Origin of the sequence: Curtobacterium sp. MCLR17_055 (assembly GCF_003234305.1) — a bacterium.
Lineage (GTDB): Bacteria > Actinomycetota > Actinomycetes > Actinomycetales > Microbacteriaceae > Curtobacterium > Curtobacterium flaccumfaciens.
Window position 1 is genome coordinate 244,836 of sequence record NZ_QKSX01000002.1, and the last position, 20,541, is coordinate 265,376.

The 20,541-nt window shown below is 71.4% G+C and carries 20 protein-coding genes; 7 read left to right on the forward strand and 13 right to left on the reverse strand.

Annotation, left to right across the window (positions count from 1 at the left end; translation table 11 throughout):
- Positions 1-13: 13 nt before the first annotated feature.
- Entirely contained in the window at positions 14-871 is an 858-nt protein-coding gene (locus DEJ09_RS03050) for a DMT family transporter (RefSeq protein ID WP_071405532.1), read from the forward strand.
- Between the two features lie 67 nt (positions 872-938).
- Here the strand turns inward: DEJ09_RS03050 and DEJ09_RS18020 are convergent, their stop codons facing one another.
- Both DEJ09_RS18020 and DEJ09_RS03055 read right to left on the reverse strand, forming a co-directional pair.
- Positions 939-1,091, reverse strand: a complete 153-nt coding sequence (locus tag DEJ09_RS18020; protein WP_163343414.1) for a hypothetical protein — start codon at positions 1,089-1,091, stop codon at positions 939-941.
- A gap of 101 nt (positions 1,092-1,192) precedes the next feature.
- A complete protein-coding gene (locus tag DEJ09_RS03055; protein ID WP_035807629.1) occupies positions 1,193-1,522 on the reverse strand; it encodes a hypothetical protein in 330 nt (109 codons plus the stop codon).
- Positions 1,523-1,778: 256 nt separating this feature from the next.
- Here DEJ09_RS03055 and DEJ09_RS03060 point away from each other — a divergent pair, with 256 nt between their 5' ends.
- A complete protein-coding gene (locus DEJ09_RS03060; protein ID WP_146245664.1) occupies positions 1,779-2,360 on the forward strand; it encodes a hypothetical protein in 582 nt (193 codons plus the stop codon).
- An 18-nt stretch (positions 2,361-2,378) separates the two neighbouring features.
- On the opposite strand, the gene DEJ09_RS03065 is transcribed toward DEJ09_RS03060, so the two are convergent.
- From DEJ09_RS03065 to DEJ09_RS03095, 7 genes are all read right to left on the reverse strand, one after another.
- Positions 2,379-4,040 (reverse strand): ABC transporter ATP-binding protein, encoded by a 1,662-nt coding sequence (locus tag DEJ09_RS03065; protein ID WP_111087600.1) that lies wholly within the window; start codon positions 4,038-4,040, stop codon positions 2,379-2,381.
- Positions 4,037-4,603, reverse strand: coding sequence for a GbsR/MarR family transcriptional regulator (locus DEJ09_RS03070; RefSeq protein WP_111047788.1), 567 nt, complete (start codon positions 4,601-4,603; stop codon positions 4,037-4,039). The genes DEJ09_RS03065 and DEJ09_RS03070 overlap by 4 nt, the downstream gene beginning before the upstream one ends.
- Positions 4,600-6,009 (reverse strand): serine hydrolase, encoded by a 1,410-nt coding sequence (locus tag DEJ09_RS03075; RefSeq protein ID WP_258373770.1) that lies wholly within the window; start codon positions 6,007-6,009, stop codon positions 4,600-4,602. Before DEJ09_RS03075 ends, DEJ09_RS03070 begins: the two co-directional genes overlap by 4 nt.
- A gap of 84 nt (positions 6,010-6,093) precedes the next feature.
- A complete protein-coding gene (locus tag DEJ09_RS03080; protein WP_042538539.1) occupies positions 6,094-6,984 on the reverse strand; it encodes an ABC transporter permease in 891 nt (296 codons plus the stop codon).
- The gene (locus DEJ09_RS03085) at positions 6,981-7,922 is read right to left on the reverse strand and encodes an ABC transporter permease (protein WP_111087601.1); all 942 of its coding nucleotides are present in this window, start codon (positions 7,920-7,922) and stop codon (positions 6,981-6,983) included. Before DEJ09_RS03085 ends, DEJ09_RS03080 begins: the two co-directional genes overlap by 4 nt.
- Entirely contained in the window at positions 7,922-9,316 is a 1,395-nt protein-coding gene (locus DEJ09_RS03090) for a M14 family zinc carboxypeptidase (protein WP_111087602.1), read from the reverse strand. The genes DEJ09_RS03085 and DEJ09_RS03090 overlap by 1 nt, the downstream gene beginning before the upstream one ends.
- Before the next feature lie 8 nt (positions 9,317-9,324).
- The gene (locus DEJ09_RS03095; protein WP_258373772.1) at positions 9,325-10,911 is read right to left on the reverse strand and encodes an ABC transporter substrate-binding protein; all 1,587 of its coding nucleotides are present in this window, start codon (positions 10,909-10,911) and stop codon (positions 9,325-9,327) included.
- Positions 10,912-11,090: 179 nt separating this feature from the next.
- On the opposite strand from DEJ09_RS03095, the gene DEJ09_RS03100 reads away from it, so the two are divergent.
- Positions 11,091-11,750 carry an FMN-binding negative transcriptional regulator gene (locus tag DEJ09_RS03100; RefSeq protein ID WP_111087603.1) on the forward strand — a complete coding sequence of 220 codons (660 nt, stop codon included), beginning with the start codon at positions 11,091-11,093 and terminating at the stop codon, positions 11,748-11,750.
- Complete coding sequence (locus tag DEJ09_RS03105) at positions 11,747-13,219, forward strand: amidohydrolase (RefSeq protein ID WP_111087604.1); 1,473 nt, start codon at positions 11,747-11,749, stop codon at positions 13,217-13,219. Before DEJ09_RS03100 ends, DEJ09_RS03105 begins: the two co-directional genes overlap by 4 nt.
- A gap of 36 nt (positions 13,220-13,255) precedes the next feature.
- Here DEJ09_RS03105 and DEJ09_RS03110 read toward each other — a convergent pair whose 3' ends face one another.
- The 3 genes from DEJ09_RS03110 to DEJ09_RS03120 are packed head-to-tail and all read right to left on the reverse strand — an operon-like array spanning position 13,256 to position 15,398.
- On the reverse strand, positions 13,256-14,185 hold the full coding sequence (locus DEJ09_RS03110; protein ID WP_110864895.1) for an Fpg/Nei family DNA glycosylase: 930 nt from the start codon (positions 14,183-14,185) through the stop codon (positions 13,256-13,258).
- A gap of 36 nt (positions 14,186-14,221) precedes the next feature.
- Positions 14,222-14,710: a ribose-5-phosphate isomerase gene (locus DEJ09_RS03115; protein WP_027464669.1), complete on the reverse strand. Its 489-nt coding sequence runs from the start codon at positions 14,708-14,710 to the stop codon at positions 14,222-14,224.
- A 46-nt stretch (positions 14,711-14,756) separates the two neighbouring features.
- Entirely contained in the window at positions 14,757-15,398 is a 642-nt protein-coding gene (locus DEJ09_RS03120; protein WP_111087605.1) for a helix-turn-helix domain-containing protein, read from the reverse strand.
- Here DEJ09_RS03120 and DEJ09_RS03125 point away from each other — a divergent pair.
- Entirely contained in the window at positions 15,397-15,915 is a 519-nt protein-coding gene (locus DEJ09_RS03125; RefSeq protein ID WP_111087606.1) for a GNAT family N-acetyltransferase, read from the forward strand. The two genes, DEJ09_RS03120 and DEJ09_RS03125, sit on opposite strands and share 2 nt — an antisense overlap.
- Positions 15,916-16,036: 121 nt before the next feature.
- Here DEJ09_RS03125 and DEJ09_RS03130 read toward each other — a convergent pair whose 3' ends face one another.
- Positions 16,037-16,690 carry a DsbA family protein gene (locus DEJ09_RS03130; protein WP_307810221.1) on the reverse strand — a complete coding sequence of 218 codons (654 nt, stop codon included), beginning with the start codon at positions 16,688-16,690 and terminating at the stop codon, positions 16,037-16,039.
- Positions 16,691-16,810: 120 nt separating this feature from the next.
- On the opposite strand from DEJ09_RS03130, the gene pepN reads away from it, so the two are divergent.
- On the forward strand, positions 16,811-19,390 hold the full coding sequence (gene pepN / locus DEJ09_RS03135; protein ID WP_111039296.1) for an aminopeptidase N: 2,580 nt from the start codon (positions 16,811-16,813) through the stop codon (positions 19,388-19,390).
- A gap of 75 nt (positions 19,391-19,465) precedes the next feature.
- Positions 19,466-20,533, forward strand: coding sequence for a mechanosensitive ion channel family protein (locus DEJ09_RS03140; protein WP_111087608.1), 1,068 nt, complete (start codon positions 19,466-19,468; stop codon positions 20,531-20,533).
- Positions 20,534-20,541: the final 8 nt, after the last annotated feature.

Below are 20,541 nucleotides of genomic sequence, written 5' to 3' on the forward strand. Positions count from 1 at the left end.
GCCGAGCCCGAGGATGAACCGGGTCCCCGCACCCCTGCTGGCCCTCACCGCGATGGTGTCCGTCCAGCTCGGCGCCGCGATCGCGAAGACCCACTTCGACGACGTCGGCGCGGTCGGGGCCGCCACGCTCCGGCTCGTCATCGGTGCCGTCGTGCTCGCCCTGGTGGTCCGTCCCCGCGTCCGGCACTGGACGCGGGCGCAGTGGCTCGGTGCGGTCGGCCTCGGCCTGGCGCTCGGCGGCATGAACGTCTTCATCTACCTGTCGTTCGCGAGCATCCCGATCGGTGTCGCCGTGACGATCGAGTTCCTCGGGCCGCTCGCCCTGTCGCTCGTGCACACCCGGCGCTGGCGCGATGCCCTGTGGGCCGTGCTGGCGCTCGCGGGGGTCGTGCTGCTCGGCGTCGGGCCGACCGCGGTGACCGAGGTGGGCGGGGTCGTCTGGGCGGTCCTCGCCGCCGCGTGCTGGGCGGGCTACATAGTGATGAACCGGCACGTCGGCGCCGCGATCCCCGGCGTCGACGGGCTCGTCGTGTCGATGGTGGTCGCGATGCTCGTGTCGTTGCCGTTCGGGCTCCGCTCCGCGGTCGACGGCGTCGTGCACGAACCGACGCTCCTGCTCGTCTTCGGCGCCGTCGCCGTGCTGTCCAGCGTGCTGCCGTACGCCCTCGAGATGCTCGCGCTCCGCCGGATGCCGACACGGGTGTTCGGGGTGCTGCAGAGCCTCGGCCCGGCGATCGCCGCCCTGGCCGGTCTCGTCGTGCTGGCCGAGGGGCTCTCGGTGCTCGAGACGGTCGCCCTGGCGTGCGTCACCGCCGCGAGCGTCGGCGTGACGCTGTCGGCCCGTCGCCGACGCGGCGGACCGGTGGGATGAACGAAGAGGAGGCCCGGATCACGTCCGCCGACGGCGGTGCGTGATCCGGGCCTCCTGAGAAGACCGTCTACTCGTCGCGCAGGAAGTCTGCGTACGTGGGTTCCGACTGCTCACCCGACAGGAGGGACGGATCGTTGATCCGCCGCTCGACGTAGGCGCTGATGACCTCGGGCGGGGTGAGCACGTGGGCGACCCAGGACGGCACCGCTGCGTTCTTCATGGTGCCTCCTTCGTGGGTACGGGTCCGGATCGAATGCCTCGATCAGTGAGTTACTTGCTGAACCCGCGTTCGCTAAACCATCCTCGGGGTGTGGGTGGAAGTCAACGCAGTGCGTTCTGCGGACTCCGGTTCGCGCTGTCCCGGTCGGCACGGAGCGTGCGGTGCTTCACCGCGGAGCGCCACACCCACGCCTCGGCCTGCTGCCCGAACTGCGCCCACTCCACCAGCACGGCGTCGCGGGTCCAGCTCTTGGCAAAGGCCTTCACCCGGACGTGGAAGGTCGGGAACTGGATCCACGCCCAGACCGGCTTCGGGGTGACGGCATGGCACACGTCGCCGCCGCGGGCGTCCTCGGACAGGGAGTACGCGCGCGGACGCTCGACCTCCGGGTGTTCCGGGGGCTGCCACCGGTTCTCGCGACGCCGTCCCACGACGGTATTCGAACGTGTGTTCGAACGACAGTCAAGTCGACCGCGCCGGTTGGACGACGACCTGGCATCGGACGGGCGTGTCGTCGGCGAGCGGCGAGCCGGGGCGGATGGGCACGCGTTCCCACCTCGTTGACGGTTCTGGTTCACGATCCCCGGGCTGCGCGAACCGGAACCGTCATCGCGCGGACACGAACGTCCGTCCCTCGCCGAGCGGAGGGGTGTTCCGCTGGCGGGGTCCCGGGCATAGGGTGCGGGCATGCAGAGCAGCACGGGGGTACGGGTGGTGTCGGCGGCCGCGGTGGTGGCGGCGCTGGTGTTCGGAGCGGCCGGACTGGTCGGGACGGTCTGGTTGGCACCCTGGGACCTACCCCGCGGGCTGCTCCTCGGCGCCACGGTCGTCGGGGGCATCGCTGCCGTCGTCGTGCTCGTCGCCGCGGTGCGTGCTCGAGACCGCCGGGCGCTCACGTTCGCGGTGTCCGTGCTCGCGTTCGCGCTCGTGTCGCTGGTTCCCGGACTGTTGATCGATGTGTTCCTCGTCGTCGCGCAGGCGGCGCTCGTGGCCTTCGGCGTCGTCACCGTCCGGAGTGGACCGGGTGCGCAGCGGGCCTTCGGCTGGATCGTCACGGTGGCGGCTGCGGCGTGGTTCGTCACCGCACTGCTGTCGGGGACCGTGCTCCTCACGGCGCTCCCGCAGGAGTCGCTCGGTGTCGCCTTCGCGGTCCCGGGCCTGCTGCAGACCGTCGCCTACCTGGCCGCGGCCGTGCTCGTCGCCGTGCCGCTGCTGCGCCCGGTGGGCCGCGGGGCCGGCGTGCTGTGGGCCTCGGCCGAGGTGCGCTGACCCGGACTCCCGCCCACCTCAGCCCGCGCGAGCGGCCAGGCGCTCGGAGCGTCGGCGTGCCTGCTCCGCGGGGTCCGGCACCGGGGCGGCCTGGATGAGCCGTCGTGTGTACGGGTCCTGTGGCGAGCGCAGGATGGCGTCGCGGGTGCCGTGTTCGGCGACCCGGCCGCCGTGCAGCACGACGACCCGGTCGCACAGGGTGTCGACCACGGCGAGGTCGTGCGTGACGAACAGGCACGCGAACCCGAGGCGCTCCTGCAGCTCGCGGAACACGTCGAGCACGCGGGCCTGCACCGACACGTCGAGTGCGCTCGTCGGCTCGTCGGCGATCAGGAGGGCGGGGTCGAGCGCCACCGCGCGGGCGATCGCGACGCGTTGCCGTTGGCCGCCGGAGAGTTCGTGCGGGTAGCGCTCGGCGTACCCGCCGTCGAGACCGACGTCGGCGAGGAGCCGTTCGACACGCTCCTCGACCTGCACCGCCGGCAGCCGGAGGATCTGGCGGAGCGGCTCGGCGACGGTCTGCCCGACGGTGTACCGGGGGTTGAGCGACCGGAGCGGGTTCTGGAACACCACGCCGACGTGCTGGCGCATCTGCCGGCGGGCGGCTCGTCGTGCGCCGGCGACGTCGGTGCCGTCGACGACCACCGAGCCCGAGGTGATCGGCGCGAGGCCCACCGCGGCCCGGCCGATGGTGGTCTTGCCACTGCCGGACTCCCCCACCAGGCCGACGATCTCGCCACGGCCGACGGTGAACGACACGTCGTCGACGGCACGGAAGCGCCCGCGCAAGGCGCCGCCGTACTCGACCACGAGGTGCCGGACGTCCAGGACGGCGGCCGGGGGCTCCGTGGCGGAGCCGAGCCGGGCCTCCAGACCGGACCCGGTGCCCATGCGCGGGACCGCAGCGAGGAGTTCGCGCGTGTAGTCGGCGGACGGTGCGGCGAAGACCGCCTCGGCGGTGCCGGTCTCGACGACGCGGCCGCGGCGCATCACGACCACGCGGTCGGCGAGGTCCGCGACGACGCCCATGTCGTGGGTGATGAGCAGGATCGCGGTGCCGGTCCGCTCGCGCAGCGCGCGGAGGACGTCGAGCACCTCGGCCTGCACCGTGACGTCGAGGGCGGTCGTCGGCTCGTCCGCGATGAGCAGGTCCGGGTCGGCGGCGAGCGCCATCGCGATCATCACGCGCTGGGCCTGCCCGCCGGAGAGCTCGTGCGGGTACTGGCCCAGGCGGCATTCGGGTTCGGGGACCTCCACGGCACGGAGCAGCTCGAGCGAGCGTTCCCGGACGGCGGCGCGGTCGTGCTGGCCGTCGGTGCGTCGAACGGCCTCGGCGAGCTGGAACCCGATCGTGAACACCGGGTTCAGGGCCGCGGACGGGTCCTGGAAGATCATCGACACGCTGCGACCCCGGACCGACCGGAGGGTGCGCTCGTCGGTGCCGATGACCTCGAGGTCGCCGAGCCGGATGCTCCCCGAGGCGCGCGCACCGTCGGGGGCGATGCCCATCGCGGTCATCGCGGTCATGCTCTTGCCGGAGCCGGACTCCCCCACGACCGCGACGACCTCGCCCCGGGCCACGGTGAACGAGGCGTCGTCGACGGCGCGGACCACCTCGCCGTCGACGTCGAAGGTGACGGTGAGGTGCTCGACGGTCAGGACGTCGGTGGTGCCGCTCATGGGGTCTCCGGGGGGTCGGTGTCGTCGCGGGCGGCCTTGAAGGCCTCCCACTCCTCGAGCATCTTGCGGTGGTAGCCCTGCAGCCACTGCATGTAGTCGCGGCCGTTGAGCAGACGCTCGCGGACCTCGGCGTCCACGTCGCCCGTGCCGGTGCGGCCGGCACCCTCGACGACGGCGAGCCCGCGGCCGATGATGTCGCGCTGCCGGTCGAGGTACTTCCGTTCGCTGGCGAGCCAGGAGCCCCAGACGTCGGCCTCGGCCCGGAAGTAGTGACTGCGCTCGCCGGGGACGATGTGGCGCTTCACGAACCCGGAGTCGACGAGCCGTCGGGTGGCCATCGACACCGACCCCGAGCTGGCACCGAGCGCTGCCTGCAGGTCCGACGACGACGAGTGCGGTGCGCGGGTCATCATCAGGTAGCCGAGCACCCGGGCGTCGGTGAGGGGCATGCCCGCGCCGTCGTTGAGCATCAGGGCGAACTCCTCGACGAACGCCTGGCGCTCCGGTCCGAGCAGCCGGTCGTCGTCGGGGGCCCCTTCGGCGGTGCCTCTGTCGTCGGTCACGAGGCCAGCCCGGCGGCCACCTCGGGTCGCTCGTCCGGGATCGACCACGGCTCCTGCGACATGCCGCCACCGCCACGGATCGCCCGCACGGTGCCGTCCTCGTCGCGGGTGTAGGTGATGTCCTCGTCGACCGAGCCGAAGCGGTTGCCGTGGGTCATCCGCAGGGTGTCGGCGTCGACGACCTCGAGCCGGGTGGGGGCGTCCATCGGCTCGGCGCCGGACGGGTCGACCTCGACGAGCCGGTCACCGATCCGGGCGACGTCGGTGACGCCCCACGGGTTGGCGAAGCGCCCGGTGAAGGCGGCGGTGTCGACGTCGACGGGTAACGGGGTCCCCGGGGCGTCGGCGTCGGCCGCGGCGTCGAGCATGGCGATGACCGCGGTGGCGATGAGCGTGGCGGGTCCGGCGGCGGCACTCGTGAGCACGGACACGACGAGCCCGGACGCCGGGTCGAACATCGACTGGGTGATGTGCCCCGGGAACCCGCCCGAGTGGCCGCGGATCTCGCGCCCGCCGATCCGGTCGACGATGAACCCGGCACCGTAGCCGCGGGCCGCGGGGTCGTCGGTGGCGCTCCAGGCCTTCCGCTGCGCGAGGCGCTTGGAGTGGTCGTCGAGCAGGGTGCCCTGCCCGATCACGTGCTGCGAGAAGTAGCGGACCAGGTCGGACGCGGTGCCGTGGAACCCGGTGGCGGCGGCCATCGCGCGGGTGTCGACGTGGTCGATGCGCTGCCGGTGCCGGGCGGTGTGGAAGCCGGTGTACCCGACCACGAAGTCGTCGGCGCGTGCGGGGTCCCAGTCGGGGCCGGTGTTCCGCAGGCCCAGGGGTTCGGTGATCGACTCGCGCACGAAGTCGTTGTACGACCGCCCGGACACCGCGGCGATGACCAGGCCGAGCAGGGAGTAGCCGAGGTTCGAGTAGTTGAACGACGAGCCGGTCGGCACCTTCTGGCCCCGGTCGAGCACGAGCGCCAGGAGTTCCTGCTCGTCGGGGAACGGGCGGAGCAGGGACCAGTAGTCGCCGTCGTGTCCGTCGCGGATGACGCCGGCGCCCATCTCCATGAGCTCGCGCAGGGTTGCGTCGGCGAGCGGGGAGCCGCCGTCGACCAGTGCCGGGACGTACGTGCCGACGGTGTCGTCGAGCCGGAGCGACCCGCGCTCGGCCAGCTGCAGCAGGGCCGTCGCGGTGAAGGTCTTCGAGTGCGAGGCGATGCGGAACAGGTCGGTGGTGGTCAGGCGGCGCCCGGCCTCGACGTCGGCGTAGCCCCAGGCCTCGTCGAACAGGACCTCGCCGCCGAAGCCGACGGCGACCTGCACGCCGGGCACCCGCAGCTGCCACACCTTGTACGACACCCACTCACGGATGTAGGGCAGGGTCTTCCGGTACGCGGAGAGGGTGTCGGTCACGGTGGTCCTTTCGAAGGGCGGTGGTTCGAGTCTGGCGCGTCGGTCGCGACGGTGCCCGCCGCGACGCGGCGTGTGCCGTGCCGGTCAGCGCCGACGTGGGTCGAGTGCGGCGCGCAGCGTGTCGCCGAGCGCGATGACGGCGAGCACGGTCACGGCGAGGAACGCCGCCGGCGCGATGAGCATGTGCGGGGCCCGGAGGAACTGCGACGTCGCGGCGGACAGCTGCAGCCCCCACGAGATCGCCGGACGCTCCAGCCCGATGCCGAGGTAGGTCAGCGACGACTCGGACACGATGACCCCGCCGACGGTGATGGTGGCCAGCACGAGCAGCGGCGAGATCGACGACGGCAGCACGTACCGGGTGGTGATCCGCCACGTCGACAGCCCCATGGTCCGGGCGGCGAGCACGAACTCGGCACCCCGGACGCTGCGGACACTCGACCGCACGAGCCGGGCCATCGTCGGCCACCCGAACAGGGCGAGCACGAGCGACACGGTGAGCACCGACCGCTCCCCCACGCTGTTCAGCACGACGACGGCGCCGAGCAGGAACGGGAACCCGAGGAACACGTCGGTGAGCCGGGCGAGGACGGCGTCCACCCACCCGCCGACCATGCCCGCGACGGTGCCGACGACGACCGCGACCATGCCGGCGAGCAGGGTCGTGAGCACCGCGACGGCGATCGACGACCGGGTGCCCCAGATGACGTTCGCGTACACGTCGCAGCCCTGCAGGTCGAAGCCGAACGGGTGCCCGGCGGTCGCTGACGCCCCGCTCCGGCCGAGGTCGCACACCCGGGGGTCGCCGTGGCCGAACAGGCCGGCGAACAGCTGCGGGAACGCTGCGATGAGCAGGACCACCACGAGCACCGACGCGGGCACCCAGAACCCCGGCGTCCGTGCGGCGGCGAGCAGTGGCCGACGCCGGACCCCGACGACGGGTTCGACGGTGGCGCCGAGGGCTTCGGTGGTCATCGGGAGGCTCCTGTCCGGACGCGCGGGTCGAGGGCGGCGTGCAGCAGGTCGACGAGCACGCTCGTGACGAGGAACACCAGGATGAGGGCGGTCGAGATGCCGACGACGACGGCGCCCTCGTGCGAGCGGATGCCCTGGAACAGCAGGTTCCCGACGCCCGGCAGGTTGAAGATGCCCTCGATGATGACGGTGCCGCCCATCAGGTACCCGAGGTCGGTCGCCAGGTAGGTGGCGGTGGGGATGAGCGAGTTCCGCAGGACGTGCACGCCGACGATCCGGCCCGGAGCGAGCCCCTTGGCGCGGGCCGTCCGGACGTAGTCGGCGTCGAGCGTCTCGATCATCGACGTCCGGGTGAGCCGGGACACTGCGGCCAGGCCGAACAGGGCGATCACGAACGCCGGCAGGACGTACGCGGTCGGCCACCCGGCGGTGACCCCCGCGACCGGGAACCAGTGCAGCCGCACCGAGAACACCAGCTGCAGGGCCACGCCGAGCACGAACACGGGGACCGCCCCGACGACGATCGTGCCGACGAGCACCGTCTTGTCGAGCGCGGTGCCGCGCCTGAGCGCCGAGACGACGCCGAGCCCGATGCCGAGGACGATCTCGAGCGCCCAGGCGCTCAGCGCCAGCGTGATCGTCACGGGCCACCGCGAGGCCATCTGCTCGCCGACGGACTGCCCGTTGAAGTCGGTGCCGAAATCACCCCGGAACAGGCCGCCCAGGTACTGCACGTACTGCAGCCACAGCGGCTGGTCCAGGTGGTACTCCGCCCGCAGCGCCCGCACGACCGAGTCGGTCAGGGGGCGCTCGCCGCCGAGCGCCTTGATCGGGTCGCCGGGCAGCGCGAACGTCATCGCGTAGATGAGGAAGGTCACCCCGAGGAACACGATGACCAGGCCGCCGAGTCGGCGACCGACGGCGAGCGTCGGACGCATCACGCGCCTCCCGACACGGCCGCCGACACCGGACGGGAGGCGCGGGTCGGGTCCGCCACGTGCGCCGCGCAGGCGAGGATCGCCCCGTACTGCACGCCCACGAGCTTCCCCACCGGGATCGGCTGCGCACCCGTCGACGCGTCCGCCTGCCAGCGCGCGTAGCGCTCGGCCAGGCGGTCGCGGAGCCGTCGGAGCGGCGCGGACGCCGTGCCGGCGGTCGTCTCCGCCTCGACGGCGCGCAGGAGCATGCCGCCGTAGCGCAGGCGGAAGCAGCGGACGAGGTCCTCGCAGCCGAAGCGCTCCGCGACGGTGGCCGTCCGGTCCGCCGGTTCCCGTTCGGCGCGGCGGCGGTCGGTGTCCGCCATCCCGACGAGCATCGGCACGAACGCCCGGGAGGCCTCGACGAACGGGGACGGGATCGTGAGCATCGGCGATGCCTCGTCGAGGAACGCCTGCAGTTCCGTACCCGAGGCACCGAGCTCGTCCGCGCACCGGCGCAGCAGGTCGGCGTACGGCTCGCCGGTCGGGGTCTGGTCGTCGGCGTCGGGGTGGCTCCAGTACGGCAGCTCGGCCACCATGCAGAGGGCCCCGTGCCGCATCGCCCACGCCGCGCTCGATCCGCCGTGGATGTGCTCGCCGGGGTCGACGCCGAGTTCCTCGAGGTAGGCGTACGCCGTCTCGATGCCGTCCATCGCGAACACGGCCGGGGCGAGTTCCCGCAGGTACGGGGACTCCGGCTCGCCGGTGTCGAGCGGCAGCCCGAGTGCGGCCGGCACCGCGTGCAGGGTGTCGACGACGTCGGGCAGGTCCTCGGACAGGTAGTAGTAGACGCCGCCCATCTCACCGTTGTGCAGGCTCACGAGCAGGTCCGGCTCGGTGTCGTCGATGAGCCGCATGAACGCGAGCGTCTCGGGCAGCACCTGGTCGAAGTACACCGACTTGTAGCTGTTCGGGAACGTCCACTCGACCTGGCTGTCCGGAGCGGGCCGGTAGAAGTGCCGCGAGTAGAAGACCCGGTCGTGCGGGTCGTGGAACCACGCCTCGTTGAGCCGCATGCCGTCCGGGTCGATCGTCGGGACGATGTGCCAGGTGACGTCGAGCCCGGCCACCCGCTCGTCACCGAGGGCCGTCTCAGCGAGGTGCAGCGCCGTCCACGAACCGATCGGCTCGTTCGGGTGCACCCCGCCGACCACGACGGCCGCGTGCGACCCGGTGCCGATGCGGTAGCTGTGCAGGGGTTCGCCGAGGCGGCTCGTGCCGATCCGGGTGACCGTGACCCGGTCCGGGTGCGCCGCGGCGAGCGCGGCGAACCGGGCGTGCAGGTCGTCGACGAGCGGGAAGCCGTCGCGGTCGGGGACGTCGCGGACCAGGTCGAGGACGGTGTGCTGCTCCATGCCCCGCCCTACTTCACGGCGATCTGCGCGATCACGGGGCTGCCCGCCACCGCCGGCAGCTTCGCGATCTTGTCGCTCGTGACGTACGAGTACTTGTCGAAGAAGGTCGGGACGATCGGGAAGTCCTGCAGGACGGCCTCCTGCGTCTTCGTGTAGTACCCGTTCGCCTCGTCCTGGGACCCGGCGGAGTCGGCCTTCGCGAGCAGCGAGTCGACGTCGTCGGACTGGTAGTAGCCGGTGCACGGAGAGCAGCCACCGGCCGTGGTGAACAGCGCACGGAGCGTGTTCTGCTGGCTGATGTACAGCGCGCCCCAGTGGCCGAAGTGCGGGCCGGCGACGGTCTTGTCCGTGAGCTCCGAGTAGTAGGACGCCCAGTCGGTGGTGGCCTTCGCCTCGGCGTCGACGCCCAGGTTCTGCCGGATCTGGTTGGCGTACGCCTCGTACAGGGAGTCGAGGCCGGTGCCGCCCGGGTAGACGAGCGTCATCGTGCCGTCGAACCCGCCGGCACTGGCGAGGAGCTTCTTCGCCGCTGCCGGGTCGAACTCGCAGGCGTCGCCGCAGATGCCCTCCTCGGTGCCGGACATCGACGGCGGGGTGAGTGCGGTGGCCGGTTCGTACAGCCCGCCGTAGATCGCGTCGTTGACCTCGTCACGGTCGATCGACATCGAGATCGCGCGGCGCACGTCGGGGTCGGAGTACCGGTCGTCCCACAGCGGGAACCCGAGGTAGTCGATGCCGGGGGCGTCGAAGGAGTGCAGGCGGTCGCCGAAGTCGGCCTTCGCGCTCGTCATCTTGTCGGTCGGCAGGAACAGCACGTCGGCGTTGCCGGCCAGGACGTCGGTGTACGCGGTGTTCATGTCGGAGTAGCTGCGGAAGGTCACCTCGTCGGTGGCGGGCTTCGTGCCCTCGTAGTCCTTCCAGGCCGTGACGGTGAACTCCTGGTCCGCCTTCCACGCCTCCGTCATCTCGTACGGGCCGTTGCCGATCGGCTTCTTGTCGTACGCCTTCAGGTCGTCGTACGCGGCCTCGGGCATCGGGTAGAACGCCGTCTGGGCCTGGCTGAGCTGCAGGGGGAACTGGCTGTCCGCGTGGGTGAGCGTGACCGTGAAGGTGTCCTTGCCGGTGACCTTCAGTCCCGACATCTCCTTGGTCTTCGGGGTGCCCTTCGCCGGGTTGAGGTCCGTGTACCCGACGATCCCGGCGAGCTGACCGCTGTTCTCCCACGCGTTCGGGCCGTAGGCGACGTGGTTCCAGGCCTTCACGTAGCTCTCCGGCGTCACGGCCTCGCCGTTCTGGAACGTCCAGCCGTCCCGCAGCGTGATCGTCCACGTGGTGGCGTCGTCGCTCTCGACGCTCTTCGCCGCCACGTCCTGCAGGTCACCGTCGGCGTCGGTCTGGGTCAGCGGCGCGAAGACGCTCATCACCTGGTCGAAGGCCACGGTCTGCCGGCCCGGGGTCAGGTGGTCGGGTTCGCCGGTCGCGTAGACCAGGCTCGAGGGAGCGTCGTCGTCGGCCGCGCCGCCCGCCGAACAGCCGGTCGCCACCAGTGCCAAGGTTGCCGCCGCGGCCAGCGCGGCGATCGTCCTGCGTCGCATGATCTCTCCTCGATCGGGTGCGGCCGGATCCCTGCCCGGTCGTCGTGGTGGGAAAGCTAGGACGGTTCGAATCCCGACCACAAGACTTCTTTCAATGCGCTCTGAGAGTTTTACCGCGCAGAAACACTGACGAAACGACACCCGTCGCGCGACCGGGCCCGTTGTGCCACGCTCGGAACATGCGCCACACACCGCACTTCCTGATGACCGACGTCGACGAGGTCCGACGCCTCATCACCGGGAACCCGTGGGCGACGATCGTGTCCCACACCGCGGCCGGGCTGGTCGCCTCGCACTACCCGGTGCTGCTCGAGGCCCCCGGCCCCGACGACGACCCGGACGCCCTCGTGCTGGTGTCCCACGTCGGCCGCCCCGACGAGGTCGCGCACGAACTCGGACAGCACGAGGTGCTCGTCGTGTTCCAGGGTCCCCACGGCTACGTCTCCCCCGCCTGGTACCCGCCGGAGCAGTTCGTGCCCACCTGGAACCACGTCACCGCCCACGTCTGGGGCACCCCCGAGATCCTGTCCGACGACGAGAACTTCCGGGTGCTCGGCGAACTCGTCGACCACTTCGAGCAGGTCATGCCCTCGCCCGTGTCGTTGCAGATCGACGAGGAGACCGCCCGCCGGATCGCCAAGGGCACCGTGGGCATCCGGATCCGCGTCACCCGGTTCGACGCCCGCGCGAAGCTCTCGCAGAACAAGGCCCCCGAGGTGATCGACCGCATCGTCGCCGGGCTGCGGGCTGACGGCCCCTACGCGTCGCCGGCGCTCGCCGACGAGGTCGAGCGGGTCCGGCCCGTCCCGTCCCCGGCGAACGGCCTGGAGGCGTCGTGACGGACATCCTGCTCCGCACCGTCCGGCGTGTGGGCACCTCCGGGGCCCCTGCCGACGTCCGCATCGTCGACGGTCGCGTCACCGAGATCGCACCGACCGGCACCCTCGACCCCACGAGCGTCGACACCGACGTGGTCGAGGCCGCCGGCGCCTGGCTCGGCCCGGGGCTCCGCGACCACCACACGCACTTCGACCAGTGGGCGCTCGTCCGCCGCCGTGTCGACGTGACCGGCTGCGACTCCGCCGAGGCGACCGCCGACCTGCTCGCCGCCGTCGCGCGGGCGGGCGTGGCGGACCGCGTCCTGGTCGGACACGGCTACCGCGACGGGATGTGGCCGCGCCCTGCGCGACGCGAGCTGCTCGACCGTGCCGCACCGGGCCTCCCGGTCGTCGTGATCAGCGCGGACCTGCACGCGGTGTGGTGCAACGCGCTCGCGCTCGCGCACTTCTCGGCTGCTGTCGGCCGACCGCTCGAGGCGGGCGAGGACGGGGTCCTGCGCGAGCAGGACGCGTTCGACGTGACCGGTGCGCTGTCGCAGGTGCCGGACGACCTGCTCGACGCCTACGTGGCGGACGCTGCCGAAGCCGCGGCGGCACGTGGGGTGACGGGCGTGGTCGACCTCGAGATGCGCTTCGGACTCGACCGCTGGCGCCGCCGGATCCACGCCGGCACCGACGCGATCCGGGTCGCGTCCGGCGTGTACCCGGCCGAGCTCGACGAGGCCATCGCCCGGGGACTGCGCACCGGCGACGTGGTCGACGGCACGCGGGGCCTGCTCACGATGGGGCCGTTCAAGGTGGTCACGGACGGGTCCCTCGGCACCCGGACCGCCGCCATGACCGACGGCTCCGGTGTGCTCGCCTGGCCGTTCGAGGAGCTCGTCGCGATCACCCGCCGTGCCGTCGACGCCGGACTCGTCCCCGCGATCCACGCGATCGGCGACCGGGCGAACACGCTGGCCCTCGACGTCTTCGAGACCGTCGGGACCCGCGGCACGATCGAGCACGCGCAGTTGCTCGTCGACACCGACGTCGACCGGTTCGCCCGGCTCGGGGTCGCCGCGTCCGTGCAGCCCGAACACGCCATGGACGACCGGGACATCGCCGACCGGCACTGGGCCGGGCACACCGACCGGGCGTTCGCCTTCGCATCGCTCGCACGGGCCGGCGCGCGCCTGCTGCTCGGGTCGGACGCGCCGGTGGCGCCGCTCGACCCGTGGGTGTCGATGGCGGCGGCCGTCGGGCGGGACCGCGACGGGCGGGACCCGTGGCACCCGGCCGAGCGGCTCTCGGCACTCGTCGCGTGGCAGGGGTCGACCGACGGGCGCGTCGGCGTGTCCGTCGGCGACGTGGCGGACCTGGTGCTCGTCGAGACCGACCCGCTGGCCGCGTCCTCGTCCGCCGCACTGCGTGGCATGCGGGTGCTGGGGACGGCCGTCGCCGGACGGTTCACGTACCGGGAGCTGTGAGCAGGAGGGCCGGCGGCTGCGTCTGTGCCCCGTGGACTACTTCTGGTCCTTCGGGCACCAGTAGAGCTTCCGGCCGGCCATGTCCGCCATCCGGATCTCGGTGCCGCAGACCCGGCACGGCTCGCCCTGCCGGTGGTACACCCAGTGGCGGTCCTTGCGGGAGCGCAGGGCCTTCTTGTGGTCGGCCTCGGACAGGTCGTCCATCGTCATCATCAGGCCGTCGCGGACGCCGTCGTGCAACAGCTTCGACCAGTCGGCCCAGAGCGCCTTGGCCTGCTTGACGGTGATCTTCTTGCCCGGCTTGTACGGGTCGATGCGCTGCCGGAACAGCAGCTCGGCGCGGTAGATGTTGCCGATGCCCGCCACGACGGACTGGTCCATGAGCAGCTGCCCGATGGCGACGTTCCGACGGCGGACGTTGTCGACGAAGGTCTTCTCGGCCTCGGGCCCGTCGTCGTTCATCGGGTCGGGGCCGAGCTTGTCGAGCGCACGCTGCACCTCGGCCGGGGTCTCCACGACACACGCGGTCGGGCCACGCAGGTCGGCGACGGTGTCCTCGGTGAGGATCCGCACCCGGACCTGGCCCACCGGGTCCGGCGGGAAGGACTCGATCGGGTCCTCCGCCTTCTCCTGCTCGGCCATCCGGTAGCGAGCGAGCCGCGGTGCGCCGATCGAGCTGAGCGACTCTTCGCGGTCGTCGTCGTCGGACAGCGCCTCGGCGGTGGAGATCACGCCCGCGAAGTCCCACGCCCCGTACAGCCCGAGGTGGACGCGGAGGAACAGGTCGTCCTCGAACTCCAGGAACATCTGCTTCGCCACCGCACGCGCGGCGATCATGCGCTTGCCGTCGAGCTGCGCGGCCCCGGCGGCGAAGCGACCCTGGGGGCTCGACACCTCGCAGCGCTTGCCGACGAAGTGCCGGGTGAACTGGTTGGCGATGCGGTGGACGGAGTGACCCTCGGGCATGACTACCGTTCTACCCGGTACCCCTGACGAGCCGGACTACGCGTCGATCTGGCGGCCGGCGATCAGCCCGGTGGTCTCGTATTCGGCGAGCTGGGCGATGCGGCGGGCGTGGCGCTCCTCGCCGGAGAACGGCTCGGCGATGAACAGGTCGACGAACCGGATCGCCTCGTCCTCGGTGTGCTGGCGCGCACCGATGGAGATGACGTTGGCGTCGTTGTGCTGCCGGGCGAGCAGGGCGGTCGACTCGTTCCAGACGAGCGCGGCGCGGATGCCCTCGACCTTGTTGGCGGCGATCTGCTCGCCGTTGCCGGAACCGCCGAAGACGACGCCGAGGGCCTGGACACCGGCGCGCTGGTCCTGCACCACGGCGTGCGCGGCGTTGATGCAGAACGAGGGGTAGTCGTCGAGCGCGTCGTACTCGGTCGGACCGTGGTCCACCACCTCGTGCCCGGCTTCGGTCAGGTGGGTTGCGAGGGTCTTGTTGAACTCGAGGCCGGCGTGGTCCGTTCCGAGGTGGATGCGCATGGAACCGATCCTATTCCTGCGGCTCCGGGGCCCGGACCACGACGGACTACGGTGCGCGGACCACCACCACGAGGTACCGGGTGGGGTCCTCGCCCGGGTTGCGGTAGACGACGTCGGCGGGGTCGCCGAGCTCGATCCGGTCCCCCGCCGCCAGACGCGTCGGCTCGCCGCCGACGACGACCTCGAGCACGCCCTCGACGACCCAGATGCAGTGCCGCAGGAACGCGTAGGCGGACGCCGGGTAGGCCACCTCGCGGCCGGCCGGGAGGCGCACCTCGGTGACGTCAGCGGGGAACGCCGCGCTCGAGACCGGACGGCGGCGGTACCCGGTGTCGGGATCGGTCCAGGAATCGGCGGTCGCGCCCCGTTGCACCCCGCGCGCCTCGTCGGGGTCCGTCACCCTGGGCACCTCGTGCTCCAGGGCATCGTCGAGGAGCTGCGAGATCGTCAGGCCGAAGGCACCGGACAGGCGACCGAGGATCGTCGCGGTGGGGCTGGAAACTCCGCGTTCGACCCGGTTGATCATCGCGCGGGAGACGCCGGACTCCTCGGCGAGCTCGGTGAGGCTCCACTTCCGCTCGGTGCGGAGGCGCTGGAGGCGTTCACCGAGCGCCCGCTGCTCGGCGACCGAGGTGTCGTCGGCGCCGGTTGCGGGATCGGCGCGCGCGTCGTCTACGATGTGAGACATGACGACAGCATATGCGACGAACGGGGTCGTGATCCGCGACTGCACCCCGACCGACCTCGACGTCGTGCACGCCCTGCACGTCGATGCCGTCCTGCACTCCACCGCCATCTGGCAGGACACCCCGCACCCGCGTGCGTACTTCGACGGGTGGCTCGCCGAGCGGCAGGGCGGCGGGTACCCGGTGGTCGTGGCCGAGGTCGACGGCGTCGTGGCCGGGTACGCCACGTACTCGCAGTGGCGGCAACCGGACGGGTACCGGCACACCGTCGAGCACAGCGTCTACGTGGTCGAGGCGTTCCGCGGCCGGGGCATCGCGACGACCCTGATGGCCGAGCTGGTCGCGCGGGCCACCGCCGAGGGCCGGCACGTCATGATGGCCGGGATCTGCAGCACCAACACGGGGTCGATCGCCCTGCACGAACGTCTGGGGTTCACCACGGTCGCGGTCGTGCCCGAGGTCGGACGCAAGTTCGACCGCTGGCTCGACCTGACGCTCATGCGCCTGCCGCTCGTCTGACGGGACGGGCGGGGCGGGCGCACCACGGGCCTCCCGGCCGCCCGTCGACGAACGGAACCTGGTTCCGGACACGGAACCACGCGATTCCGCGGTGCTGTGTCCGGAACCTGGTTCCGAAGCGTCAGTCGGTGGTGTCGAAGATCGGGCCGACGGTGCGCGAGCGCTTGAGCTCGAAGAAGCCGGGGTACTTCGCGACGGCGACGACGCCGTCCCACAGGTCGAGCGCCTCCTGGCCCTTGGGCGCCGGGGAGATGACCGGTCCGAAGAACGCGGTGCCCTCGACGGCGATGACCGGTGTGCCGACGTCCTGTCCGACGCGGTCGATGCCGTCCTGGTGGCTGACGCGCACGGCGGCGTCGACCTCGTCCGTCCAGGCGTACTCGAGCAGGTCGGCGTCGAGGCCGAGCTCCGCGAGCACGGCGGGGACGACCTGCTCCGGGTCGGACTCCTGGCGGTGGTGGATGTGCTCGCCGAGGGCGTCGTACAGCGGCTTGACGACGTCCTGCCCGAGCCGGAGCCTCGCCGCCGTGACGATGCGCGGGTAGACCTGGCCGGCGTGCAGGCGCTCCTTGTAGCTCTCCGGCACGTCCTGGTCCTCGTTGAGGACGAACAGGCTCATCACGTTCCAGGTCACGTCGAGGTCGCGGTGCTCGGCGACCTCACCCACCCAGCGGCTCGTCATCCAGGCCCAGGGGCAGTTCGGGTCGAACCAGAACTCCACGGCGGTGCGCTCGGTGGTGGGGTCGGTCGGGTTGTCCACAGTCGTCTCGGTCACGATCCGAGCGTACGCGGCGTCGCTAGGCTGGAACCCATCGTCCCGCCGGCGCACGACGCCGTCCGGGGCCCCGTACGCGGACACCGATCGTCCGCGTCCCCAGCGAAGATGGAGCGTTGCGTGCCCGGAGAGAACCTCACCCGAATCGAAGCCCAGGAGCGCGCGGCCGTCGTCGCCGTGCAGACGTACGACGTCGAGCTCGACCTGACCCGCGGCGCCGACAGCTTCGGCAGCACCACGCGGGTGCGCTTCACCGCCACCGCCGGCGCATCGACCTTCATCGACGCCATCACGAAGACCGTGCACTCGATCACGCTGAACGGCTCGGCGCTCGACGTCGCCGCGGTGAACGACGGCGTGCGCATCCAGCTCGACGACCTGCAGGAGCAGAACGAGCTCGTGGTCGTCAGCGACGCGCTGTACACGAACACCGGTGAAGGCCTGCACCGCTTCGTCGACCCGGTGGACGACGAGGTGTACCTGTACTCCCAGTTCGAGGTCCCGGACTCCCGCCGCATGTTCGCGGTGTTCGAGCAGCCCGACCTGAAGGCCGAGTTCTCCTTCACCGTGACGGCGCCGTCGCGGTGGCAGGTCGTCTCGAACTCCCCCACGCCGGAGCCGCACGTCGACGGCGACGTCGCGACCTGGGCCTTCCCGCCCACCGCGCGCATCTCGAGCTACATCACCGCGCTCGTCGCCGGCCCGTACGAGGTCGTGCGCGACGAGCTGACCAGCCGCGACGGCCGGACGATCCCGCTCGGCGTGTTCGCGCGCAAGTCGCTCGCCTCGTACCTCGACCCCGAGTACGTGTTCGACATCACGAAGAAGGGCTTCGCGTACTTCGAGGAGAAGTTCGACGTCGCCTACCCCTTCGACAAGTACGACCAGCTGTTCGTGCCGGAGTTCAACGCCGGTGCGATGGAGAACGCCGGCGCGGTCACCTTCACCGAGACCTACGTGTTCCGGTCGAAGGTCACCGACGCCATCAAGGAGCGCCGGGTCGTCACGATCCTGCACGAGCTCGCCCACATGTGGTTCGGCGACCTGGTCACCATGAAGTGGTGGAACGACCTGTGGCTCAACGAGTCCTTCGCCGAGTGGGCCTCCACGATCGCCACGGCCGAGGCCACCGAGTGGACCGAGGCCTGGACCACGTTCCAGGCGATGGAGAAGTCCTGGGCCTACCGCCAGGACCAGCTCCCCTCGACGCACCCGATCGTCGCGACGATCAACGACCTCGAGGACGTCCAGGTCAACTTCGACGGCATCACCTACGCGAAGGGTGGCTCGGTCCTCAAGCAGCTCGTCGCCTGGGTCGGCATCGACGCGTTCTTCGCCGGTGTCTCCGCGTACTTCAAGAAGCACCACCACTCGAACACCGAGCTCCGCGACCTGCTCGTCGAGCTCGAGGCGACGAGCGGCCGTGAGCTGACCGAGTGGTCGAAGCTCTGGCTCGAGACCGCGGGCGTCAACACCCTGCGTCCCGAGATCGAGACCGACGAATCCGGCGTCATCACGTCGTTCACCGTCCTGCAGGAAGCCCCCGCCGACTACCCGACGCTGCGCCCGCACCGTCTGGCGATCGGCGTGTACGCCTTCCGGAACGACGAGTCCGCGCCGTTCGGTGCCGACACGGCCTCCGCCGGCGGCAAGCTCGAGCGGGTCCACCGCGTCGAGATCGACGTCGACGGTGCCCGCACCGAGGTGCCCGAGCTCGTCGGCGTCCAGCGCGGCGACCTCGTGCTGCTGAACGACGACGACCTGGCCTACGCCAAGATCCGTCTCGACGAGCACTCCCGGCGCACCGCGATCGAGCACCTCGCGTCGATCGCGAACCCGCTCGCCCGCTCGATCGTCTGGGGTTCCGTGTGGGACGCCACGCGCGACGCCGAGTCCCCGGCCAGCGACTACGTCCGTCTGGTGCTGGGCAACATCGCGACCGAGACCGAGTCGACGACCATCCGCACGACGCTCTCGCAGCTGCTGCTCACCGCACGCAACTACGTGGCACCGGGCTCGGTCGAGGCCACGGTCCGCACCGTCGGCGACACCCTCTGGCAGCTCGCGTCCTCGGCCGAGGCCGGCTCGGACGCGCAGTTCCAGTTCGTGAAGTTCTTCGCGCAGGTCCCGTCCACGCCCGAGCACGTCGCGACCCTGCAGGGCCTCCGCGACGGATCGGTCACGCTGCAGGGCCTCGAGATCGACACCGACCTGCGCTGGGAGCTGCTCGAGGGCCTCGTGCTCGCGGGTGCTGCGGACAACGCAGAGATCGACGCCGAGCTCGCCGCGGACAAGACCGCGTCGGGCGAGCAGGCCGCGGCCCGCGCCCGGGCGACGATCCCCACGGCCGAGGGCAAGCTGGCGGCGTTCTCGTCACTGGTCGACTCGTCCGAGCTGCCGAACGCCATCGTGCGCCAGACCACGGTCGGGTTCCAGCACGTGAACAGCCCGGTGCTGCTCGAGGGGCTCGTGCCGAAGTACTTCGAGGTGCTCACGCGCATCTGGGCCGAGCGCAGCTACCACATGGCCGACACCATCGTCTCGGGCCTCTACCCGGCGCCGCTCGCGTCGGCCGAGCTCCGTGACGCCGCCGCCGCGTGGCTCGAGGAGCACCCGGAGACGCCGGCGCTGCGCCGCATCGTGTCCGAGAGCCTCGCGGGCACCGAGCGCGCACTCCGGGTCCAGGCCGCCGACGCCTGACCCCTGCTCTGATCCGGCGGGGTCTTGGTGTTCCTCCAGGGATGCCGAGGCCCCGCCGCTTAGCATCGACCGGATATGAACTTGGCTGCAGCAGACACCACCGACGTCCCGAAGTGGGCGTCCAACGCGTTCCTCCAGTTCGTCGATGCCTGGCAAGCACCGATCACGATCGTCATCACGATCCTCGCGGCGATCATCCTCCGGCTGATCCTCCGTCGCATGATCAAGCAGGTCGTCGACCGCATCGTGAACGGCGTCAAGAAGCGTCAGGGAGCGGCCGACACCCAGGCCCTCATCGCCTCACCCGTGCAGACCGCGCGGGTCGTGCAACGGACCCGGACGCTCGGCAGCGTGCTCGAGAACCTCGCCACCGTGGTCGTCGTCGTGATCGCGCTCGTGATCATCGCGACGGCGCTGTGGAAGGGCGCCGCGGTCGGCATCGTCGGCGGTGCATCGCTCGTCGCAGCCGGCCTCGCCGTCGGCGCCCAGTCCATCGTGAAGGACCTGCTGTCCGGCATCTTCATGATCCTCGAGGACCAGGCCGGCGTCGGTGACGTCGTCGACACCGGTCAGGCCACCGGCGTCGTCGAGAACGTCGGGCTGCGCGTCATGCAGATCCGCGACGTGAACGGCATCCTGTGGTTCGTGCCGAACGGCCAGATCCTGCGCGTCGGCAACCTGTCGCAGGGCTGGTCGCGCGTGCTCGTCGACATCACCGTGCCCTACGACACCGACATCGACGCCGTGCAGGACGCCCTGCTCAAGGCGGCAGTCACGATGTCGCAGGAGTCCCGCTGGCGGCAGCGGATCGTCGAGAAGCCGGAGATCTGGGGCCTGCAGTCGATCACCGACGCCGGCATGGTCTTCCGCCTCGTCGTGAAGACCCGCGCGTCCGAGCTCGACGTCGTCGGCCGGGAGCTCCGCACCCGCCTGAAGCACGCCGTCGACGAACTCGGCATCACCCTGCCGGCGATGGCGATGATCATGCCCGAGGGCTGGGAGAACGCCACCTCGATCAACGGACTGCGCACCGTCCGCACCCAGCCGACGCCGGCCCCCACGAAGCCCCGGCGAACCAAGCGCAACATCCTCGGGCAGCCGATCCGCACCGACGACCCCGACAGCGGGAAGGACCCCCGATGACCGACCCC

Bases quoted from the DNA above. Each gene is read 5' to 3' on its own strand.
- DEJ09_RS03085 (WP_111087601.1), bottom strand. From the start codon at position 7,922: ATGCGTCCGACGCTCGCCGTCGGTCGCCGACTCGGCGGCCTGGTCATC.
- DEJ09_RS03095 (WP_258373772.1), bottom strand. From the start codon at position 10,911: ATGCGACGCAGGACGATCGCCGCGCTGGCCGCGGCGGCAACCTTGGCA.
- DEJ09_RS03120 (WP_111087605.1), bottom strand. From the start codon at position 15,398: ATGTCTCACATCGTAGACGACGCGCGCGCCGATCCCGCAACCGGCGCC.
- DEJ09_RS03065 (WP_111087600.1), bottom strand. From the start codon at position 4,040: ATGAGCGGCACCACCGACGTCCTGACCGTCGAGCACCTCACCGTCACC.
- DEJ09_RS03060 (WP_146245664.1), top strand. From the start codon at position 1,779: ATGCAGAGCAGCACGGGGGTACGGGTGGTGTCGGCGGCCGCGGTGGTG.
- DEJ09_RS03090 (WP_111087602.1), bottom strand. From the start codon at position 9,316: ATGGAGCAGCACACCGTCCTCGACCTGGTCCGCGACGTCCCCGACCGC.
- DEJ09_RS03050 (WP_071405532.1), top strand. From the start codon at position 14: ATGAACCGGGTCCCCGCACCCCTGCTGGCCCTCACCGCGATGGTGTCC.
- DEJ09_RS03080 (WP_042538539.1), bottom strand. From the start codon at position 6,984: ATGACCACCGAAGCCCTCGGCGCCACCGTCGAACCCGTCGTCGGGGTC.
- DEJ09_RS03125 (WP_111087606.1), top strand. From the start codon at position 15,397: ATGACGACAGCATATGCGACGAACGGGGTCGTGATCCGCGACTGCACC.
- DEJ09_RS18020 (WP_163343414.1), bottom strand. From the start codon at position 1,091: ATGAAGAACGCAGCGGTGCCGTCCTGGGTCGCCCACGTGCTCACCCCG.
- DEJ09_RS03100 (WP_111087603.1), top strand. From the start codon at position 11,091: ATGCGCCACACACCGCACTTCCTGATGACCGACGTCGACGAGGTCCGA.
- DEJ09_RS03140 (WP_111087608.1), top strand. From the start codon at position 19,466: ATGAACTTGGCTGCAGCAGACACCACCGACGTCCCGAAGTGGGCGTCC.
- DEJ09_RS03110 (WP_110864895.1), bottom strand. From the start codon at position 14,185: ATGCCCGAGGGTCACTCCGTCCACCGCATCGCCAACCAGTTCACCCGG.
- DEJ09_RS03115 (WP_027464669.1), bottom strand. From the start codon at position 14,710: ATGCGCATCCACCTCGGAACGGACCACGCCGGCCTCGAGTTCAACAAG.